Here is a 7919-nt window from a genome sequence, read left to right as displayed (position 1 = left end):
ACAGCCAGCGACCGCTCAACTTCAATGGTGAAGTCAACGTGGCCGGGTGTGTCGATGATATTGAAACGATATTTCGTTTCATTGGTGCCTTCGTTGGTCGGGTCTTCCTGACGCTGCCAGAACGTGGTGGTCGCAGCGGAAGTGATGGTGATTCCGCGTTCCTGCTCCTGCTCCATCCAGTCCATGGTGGACGCACCTTCATGCGTCTCGCCCATTTTGTGGTTCTTGCCGGTGTAGAACAGAATCCGCTCGGTCGTCGTGGTTTTACCCGCGTCGATATGCGCCATGATCCCGATATTGCGGTAGTGGTCGATTTGATAATCGCGAGCCATGATGCCCCCTTACCAGCGGTAATGGCTGAACGCTTTGTTCGCGTCGGCCATTTTATGGGTGTCTTCCCGCTTCTTCACGGCAGTACCACGGTTGTTGACGGCATCCGAAAGCTCGGCAGCCAGACGTTCTTCCATGGTGTTCTCATTACGCTTGCGGGCAGCGATGATCAGCCAACGGATGGCCAATGCCTCGCGGCGCTCGGTGCGCACATCAACCGGCACCTGATAGGTTGCACCACCAACGCGGCGCGACCGGACTTCAACCGATGGCTTCACGTTCTCAAGGGCTTCATGGAAGCACTCGATGGGTGCGCGCTTCAGGCGCTGCTCAACGCGAGTCAGCGCGTTGTAGACGATGGATTCGGCGACAGATTTCTTGCCGTCGATCATCAGGTTGTTCATGAACTTTGTCAGAACCTTGTCGCCATATTTGGCGTCAGGCAGAATCTCGCGTTTTTCAGCGGCGTGACGACGTGACATATCTTATCCCCTCACTTCGGCCGCTTTGCGCCGTATTTCGAACGACGCTGACGACGATCCTTGACGCCTTGGGTATCCAACACACCGCGCAGGATGTGGTAACGGACACCCGGAAGGTCTTTGATACGACCGCCGCGGATCAGGACAACGGAGTGTTCCTGAAGGTTGTGCTTTTCACCTGGAATATAGCAGATAACCTCAAAGCTGTTGGTCAGACGCACTTTGGCGACTTTCCGCATGGCCGAGTTCGGCTTTTTCGGGGTGGTGGTGTAAACGCGGGTACATACGCCGCGCTTTTGGGGGCATCCTTCCAAGTGCATAGACTTGGACCGCTTCACGCGCGGTTCGCGCGGGTTGCGGATGAGCTGTTGGATCGTTGGCATTCACGTTCCTCGTGTTGCAACTGTCAATACTCGCACCGGTTCACGTTCCGGCACACTGCTTCTCGACGGCATCTTGTGCCTACACAAAACACCAAAACCGCAGTCGTCGCCCTTGCGGGTGACGTTGCGGTGGAATTCCAGAGGATCGGGGCGGTTCAAGGCCCGGATCATGACCACTTCAGTCTTTGAGACCGTCCGGACGCAATGCGCCCCTCAGGTGAGGGGGCGTATAGGGGGAGTCGCGGGGGATGTCAACACGGGCTCCCGCACTTCGCCGAATGGGAATTCAGCGTTTGTGCACGACCGCGACCTGATGCCGACGGGTCCGGTTGTAACCCACAGGGAACACGAAACAGCCCGACATTTCCGGGGTCAACGCATTCAACTCCGCTTCAATTGCCGGGTCGGAATGTTCGAACCGTTTGTTGACCTGCATCCCGTAAAGCAGATCGCCTGTCTTGGTGATCCCCGCCTTCTCCATCATCTTCGGTTGCCAGCGCAAATCTTCGATCACATAAAGCCCACCGGGTTTCAGCTTGCCCCAAAGTTCCAGCAAACCGAATTGCTGATGATGCGAAGCGTGGGAGGCATCGTCGATGATGATATCCAACTCCGGCAGTGACTTTGCTGCCTCACGGATATTTTCCCGCCGATCCATATCGCAGCGGAGAAAGGAAAAGCGGTCATCCTCGAACCATGAGAAATCCGAAACATCGAGACCGTAGATTTTCGCCTTGCTGAAAAACTGCAACCACATCCGGATCGACGGCGCGTCCTTGGTTTCGCGGTCCTTGTCTATCCCATGCTCCGGCCCGCCGATCAGCAGCCCCATTTCCAGAAAGTTGATCTTTTTGTCGCGGTATGGGTAGAACAGCATCTGATAAAGTTCGGTGTAGCGGTGCTTGGTTGAACCTTTGTCCGACCCGAAACTATCGGCAAGATCGGTCAGGTTCAAATTCGGCGCGCCAGCTTTCGCGGTGCTTTTCTCTGACCTGTTTGCCTTGCCCATATGATGCTTCCCTTTATGACTCCGCCGAATGCGGGCTTTTTGTTTTTGGTCCTTCGGCAAACCGCGTGCTCCCGCGCCCGAATGATATTTCGCCGTATCCCAACGGCAAGTCAATGATTGGGCGGCGCCCCCTTGGTCAATGCGGCCTTGCTCAGGTTCAGCCGGCGATGCAACTGATGCTCCCGCAGATAGGTGTAAAGCCCGGTTGCCACGACGATTGCCGCGCCGATCAGTGTCAGGACGCGCGGGAAATCACCAAAGACCAGCCAGCCGAATCCGATGGCCCAAAGCAGGGCGGAATAGCGGAAAGGGGCGACAATTGCCACATCCCCGACCCGCATTGCCATGACGATAAACAGATAGCCCGCGATCAGCCCCGCAGAAGCACCCGCGAGCAACAGAAACTCCCGCAGCGAGACGGCGATCCACGGCTCCAGCGCAAAGCCCGCAAAGCCCATGGTTGTCACCCCGATCGAGGTATAGATCGCGATTGTTACTGATGGCAGCGCGTTGGAAAACCGCCGCGTCACCAAATCCCGCATCACGACAAAGGCAACCGACAGTATCGCCAGCATCGCCCAGATATTGAAGCCGTCGGTTCCCGGCCTCACGATCAGCAACACGCCACCAAAGCCGATCAGAATGGCCGTCATCCGCCGCCACCCGACGGCTTCCCCCATGATCAGCGCCGCGCCAAGTGTTACGGCCAGCGGCAAGGATTGCATGATCGCCGAAAGGTTCGCGAGGGGCATCTGCTGCAAGGCCAGCAGAAAGGTAATGGTCCCTCCAAGTTCCGCGAAGGTCCGCAATCCGAGCAAACCCCGATCGCTCGGCGCAATGCGCAGGCTGGGAACTTTCATCATCCGCGCCAGAACCAGCAGCGCGAGAAGCGACATCACCCCGCGCAGCGCAATCGCTTCGGACAGGGGCACCACCTTTGTCGCCAGCTTCATCAGGGTGTCATTGACGGTGAAGGTCGCCATGGCAATCGCCATATAGAGGATGCCGCGCGTATTGTCCGAAACCGCCAAACCTGTTCTCCCGTTGGCACCGTTTGCCCTTGCCGCAGCCTTCCCGATGCCATGATCCAAGGTCAAGCCCACAACCTGCGTTTTTTGTAACCCGCACAAAATCAAAGGCCCCCCGCAATCGCTTGCGGAGGGCCAAATTTCACGCAGGCTGCGTGTTTACTCGTCGCGGCTTTCCATCGGGTCCGCCATTGCCGGTTCCGGTGCTGCAAGAGCCGCGGCCTGTTCGGCGTCAGCCCGCCGCGCTTCCACAACCTTCACGTCGCGCTCTGCTGCGATCCGCTTGACGCGGCTGGTGGCACCGCCGGTCCCGGCGGGGATCAGACGACCGACGATCACGTTCTCTTTCAGCCCGACCAGTTTGTCGCGCTTGCCCTGAACCGAAGCCTCGGTCAGAACCCGCGTGGTTTCCTGGAACGACGCCGCCGAGATAAAGCTGCGGGTCTGCAAGGACGCCTTGGTGATACCCAACAAGATCGGCTCCGCCACTGCCGGGCGAACACCCATTTTATGCGCCTTGGCGTTGGCTTCTTCCAACTCTTGCTTATCGACGTTTTCGCCTTTCAGAAGCGTGGTCTGGCCCGAGTCGAGAACCTCGAACTTTTGCAGCATCTGACGGACGATCACTTCAATATGCTTGTCGTTGATCTTCACGCCTTGCAGGCGGTACACGTCCTGCACTTCGTCGATCATATAGTTTGCAAGCGCCTCAACCCCGAGGATCCGCAAGATATCGTGCGGGGCGGGGTTGCCATCCATGATGTAATCGCCCTTCTGGACGAAATCACCTTCCTGAACCGGAATATGCTTGCCCTTCGGCACCATGTATTCCAACGGCTGCAACGTGTCGTCAATCGGTTCCAGCGTGATGCGGCGTTTGTTCTTGTAGTCCTTGCCGAACCGCACATAGCCATCGGATTCCGCGATGATCGCGTTATCCTTCGGACGCCGCGCCTCAAACAATTCCGCCACGCGGGGAAGACCCCCGGTGATGTCCTTGGTTTTGGCACCTTCGCGCGGGATACGGGCCACAACGTCACCGGGGCGGATGTCCTGCCCGTCTTCGACCGACAGAATCGCGTCAACCGACATCGGATAGGAGATCGGATTCCCGGCCTCATTGCGCACCGGCTCGCCGTTTTCATCCATGATGATGACTTCCGGCTTCAAATCGTTGCCCTTCGGAGCTGAGCGCCAGTCAGACACGATCTTCTGTGTCATCCCTGTCGCATCATCGGTATCCTCACGCACCGAGATACCGGACACGAGGTCGACAAACCGCGCAACCCCCGCCTTTTCTGCGATGATCGGCAAGGTATAAGGATCCCACTCGAACAGCTTCGCGCCGCGTTTGACCGTTTGGCCATCCTTGACGTGAACCTTGGCACCATACGACACCTTATGCGCTGCACGTTCCTGCCCGGCCTCGTCGATAATCGCGATTTGCATCGCACGGCCCATGACAACCTGTTCGCCATTGGCGTTTTCCAGCAGGTTGGCGTTGCGGAACTCCACCTTGCCTTCCTGGCTCGCTTCAAGGAACGATTGCTGACCACCCTGTGCAATGCCGCCGATGTGGAACGTCCGCATCGTCAACTGCGTACCCGGTTCCCCGATGGACTGCGCGGCGATGATGCCGACTGCCTCGCCTTGATTCACCAGAGTACCACGCGCCAGGTCACGACCATAGCATTGGGCGCAAACGCCTTCTTCGGCCTCACAGGTCAGCGGACTGCGGATACGCGCCGAAGCAACCCCTGCCTGATCAATCAGATCGGCCGTGCGCTCGTCGATCAACTCACCGCGAGCAACGATCACCTCATCCTTGCCCGGCACCAGAATATCCTCAGCCGCAACACGGCCCAGAACACGCTCTGCCAAGGAGGAGACAACCTCACCGTCATTCACCGCAGCCGAGGCTGTGATGCTGTTTTCGGTGCCGCAATCATGCGCCCGCACGATACAATCTTGCGCCACGTCCACCAGACGCCGCGTCAGATAGCCCGAGTTGGCCGTCTTCAAAGCCGTATCTGCAAGACCCTTGCGGGCACCGTGGGTGGAGTTGAAATACTCCAACACGGTCAGACCTTCCTTGAAGTTGGAGATGATCGGTGTTTCAATAATCTCACCCGACGGTTTGGCCATAAGCCCGCGCATCCCGCCAAGTTGCTTCATCTGCGCCGGCGAACCACGCGCCCCGGAGTGGGACATCATGTAAACCGAGTTCGGCTCTTTTTCTGCGCCGGCATCATCATAGCGCACGGCCGAGATTTCTTTCATCATCTCGCCTGCAACCGTATCGGAGCACTTCGACCAAGCATCGACAACCTTGTTATACTTCTCGCCCTGAGTGATCAGGCCGTCCATATATTGCTGTTCAAAGTCCTTCACCTGATCGCGAACGCCGTTCACGATGTCCCATTTGGTGTCGGGGATCAGCATGTCATCCTTGCCAAAGGAAATCCCGGCCTTGAACGCCTCCCGGAAACCCATGGTCATGATCTGGTCGCAGAAGATCACACTCTCTTTCTGCCCGCAGTAGCGGTAAACCGTGTCGATGACGTTTTGAACGTCTTTCTTGCGCAACAATCGGTTTACCAGATCAAACGGTGCTTTGGCGTTGTGCGGAAGCAACGCGCCCAAGCGCAAACGACCCGGCGTGGTTTCAAACCGCTTCCAGACCTCATTGCCTTCCTCGTCCACCTGCTTGATCCGCGCGGTGACCTTGGCGTGCAGATGCACGGCGCCAGCAGCCAAGGCATGTTCCACTTCGGTCACATCGGCAAAGATCATGCCTTCGCCGACCATGCCCTTGCGTTCCATCGTCGTGTAATACAGACCCAAAATCATGTCCTGCGACGGTACGATGATCGGCGCGCCGTTTGCGGGTGACAACACGTTGTTGGTCGACATCATCAAGACGCGGGCCTCGAGCTGCGCTTCCAACGACAGCGGAACGTGAACCGCCATCTGGTCGCCGTCGAAGTCGGCGTTGAAGGCCGAACACACCAGCGGATGAAGCTGGATCGCCTTGCCTTCGATCAGGATCGGCTCAAACGCCTGAATACCCAAGCGGTGCAGCGTCGGCGCGCGGTTCAAAAGAACCGGATGTTCGCGGATCACCTCGTCAAGAATATCCCAGACCTCGGGACGCTCTTTTTCGACCAGTTTCTTCGCCTGTTTCACGGTGCTGGACAGGCCCTTGGCCTCCAGACGCGAATAGATGAACGGCTTGAACAGTTCCAAAGCCATCTTCTTCGGCAGGCCGCACTGGTGCAGCTTCAGTTCCGGCCCAGTCACAATGACCGAACGGCCCGAAAAGTCGACGCGCTTGCCCAGAAGGTTCTGACGGAACCGCCCCTGCTTGCCCTTGAGCATGTCCGACAGCGATTTCAGCGGACGCTTGTTGGTGCCTGTGATGACGCGGCCACGGCGGCCGTTGTCAAACAGCGCATCGACCGATTCCTGCAACATCCGCTTTTCGTTGCGCACGATGATATCCGGCGCGCGCAACTCGATCAGCCGCTTAAGGCGATTGTTGCGGTTGATAACGCGACGGTAAAGGTCGTTGAGGTCGGAGGTCGCGAAACGGCCACCATCCAAAGGCACAAGTGGGCGCAGTTCCGGCGGGATCACTGGCAGAACCGTCAGGACCATCCACTCCGGGCGGTTGCCGGATTCAAGGAAGCTCTCAACGATCTTCAAACGCTTGATGATCTTTTTCGGCTTCAATTCGCCAGTGGCTTCCTTCAACTCCTCACGCAACTGCTCGGCAGTCGCTTCCAGATCAATCGCGGCCAGCATTTCACGAATGGCCTCAGCCCCGATATTGGCGGTGAAAGCATCGGCGCCATACAGATCTTGCGCGTCGAGGAATTCTTCCTCGGTCATCAACTGGCCATAAGTCAGGTCGGTCAGACCGGGTTCGATCACGACATAGTTCTCGAAATACAGGATGCGTTCCAGATCCCGCAACGTGGTGTCCAGCATCAGGCCAATACGGCTTGGCAGGGATTTCAGAAACCAGATGTGGGCAACGGGTGCTGCCAGTTCGATATGGCCCATCCGCTCACGGCGGACCTTTTGCAGCGTGACTTCCACACCGCATTTTTCGCAGACAACGCCGCGATATTTCATGCGCTTGTATTTGCCGCACAGGCATTCGTAATCCTTGATCGGGCCAAAGATGCGCGCGCAGAACAACCCGTCACGCTCTGGCTTGAACGTGCGGTAGTTGATGGTTTCCGGTTTCTTGATCTCACCGTAGGACCACGACAAAATCCGCTCGGGCGAGGCCAGAGAGATTTTGATTTCGTCGAACGTCTTGACCGGGGCAACCGGGTTGAACGGGTTGGTCGAAAGTTCCTGGTTCATGTCTCAATCCTTGAAAAGGGGCGTCGGAAGGCGAAGGCGCGACCCCGAATTTTCGGCGAAAATTCTGATTTTCACCGAAAAACCGGGGCCAACCGCTTACTCTTCTTCCGCGTCCAGGAGTTCCATATTCAGGCCGAGGCCGCGCACTTCCTTCACCAGAACGTTGAAGCTTTCAGGCACGCCGGCCTCAAAGTTGTCTTCACCCTTCACGATGCTCTCATACACTTTGGTCCGGCCGGCCACGTCATCCGACTTCACAGTCAGCATCTCTTGCAAGGTATAAGTCGCGCCATATGCCTCTAGTGCCCAGACT

General features: G+C 57.5%; 7 protein-coding genes. All 7 read right to left on the bottom strand.

The features are described 5' to 3' along the window. A partial coding sequence (locus tag L0H65_RS10270) for a GTP-binding protein (RefSeq protein WP_301458783.1) occupies positions 1-332 on the bottom strand: 332 nt, incomplete at its 3' end. A 9-nt stretch (positions 333-341) separates the two neighbouring features. Then, a complete protein-coding gene (rpsG, locus tag L0H65_RS10265; RefSeq protein ID WP_301458782.1) occupies positions 342-812 on the bottom strand; it encodes a 30S ribosomal protein S7 in 471 nt (156 codons plus the stop codon). Positions 813-823: 11 nt separating this feature from the next. After that, positions 824-1195: a 30S ribosomal protein S12 gene (gene rpsL, locus L0H65_RS10260; protein ID WP_301458781.1), complete on the bottom strand. Its 372-nt coding sequence runs from the start codon at positions 1193-1195 to the stop codon at positions 824-826. A 286-nt stretch (positions 1196-1481) separates the two neighbouring features. Further along, complete coding sequence (locus L0H65_RS10255) at positions 1482-2204, bottom strand: hypothetical protein (protein WP_301458780.1); 723 nt, start codon at positions 2202-2204, stop codon at positions 1482-1484. A gap of 110 nt (positions 2205-2314) precedes the next feature. Further along, a complete protein-coding gene (locus tag L0H65_RS10250; protein ID WP_301458779.1) occupies positions 2315-3235 on the bottom strand; it encodes a DMT family transporter in 921 nt (306 codons plus the stop codon). 156 nt (positions 3236-3391) lie between these two features. Further along, on the bottom strand, positions 3392-7606 hold the full coding sequence (rpoC, locus tag L0H65_RS10245) for a DNA-directed RNA polymerase subunit beta' (RefSeq protein WP_301458778.1): 4215 nt from the start codon (positions 7604-7606) through the stop codon (positions 3392-3394). 96 nt (positions 7607-7702) lie between these two features. Further along, on the bottom strand, positions 7703-7919 hold a 217-nt coding region (locus L0H65_RS10240; protein ID WP_301458777.1), incomplete at its 5' end, for a hypothetical protein.

Origin of the sequence: Pseudorhodobacter sp. (assembly GCF_030452865.1) — a bacterium.
Lineage (GTDB): Bacteria > Pseudomonadota > Alphaproteobacteria > Rhodobacterales > Rhodobacteraceae > Pseudorhodobacter.
The sequence above is the reverse complement of the archived record's forward strand: the minus strand, read 5'-3'. Positions and strand labels throughout refer to the sequence as shown.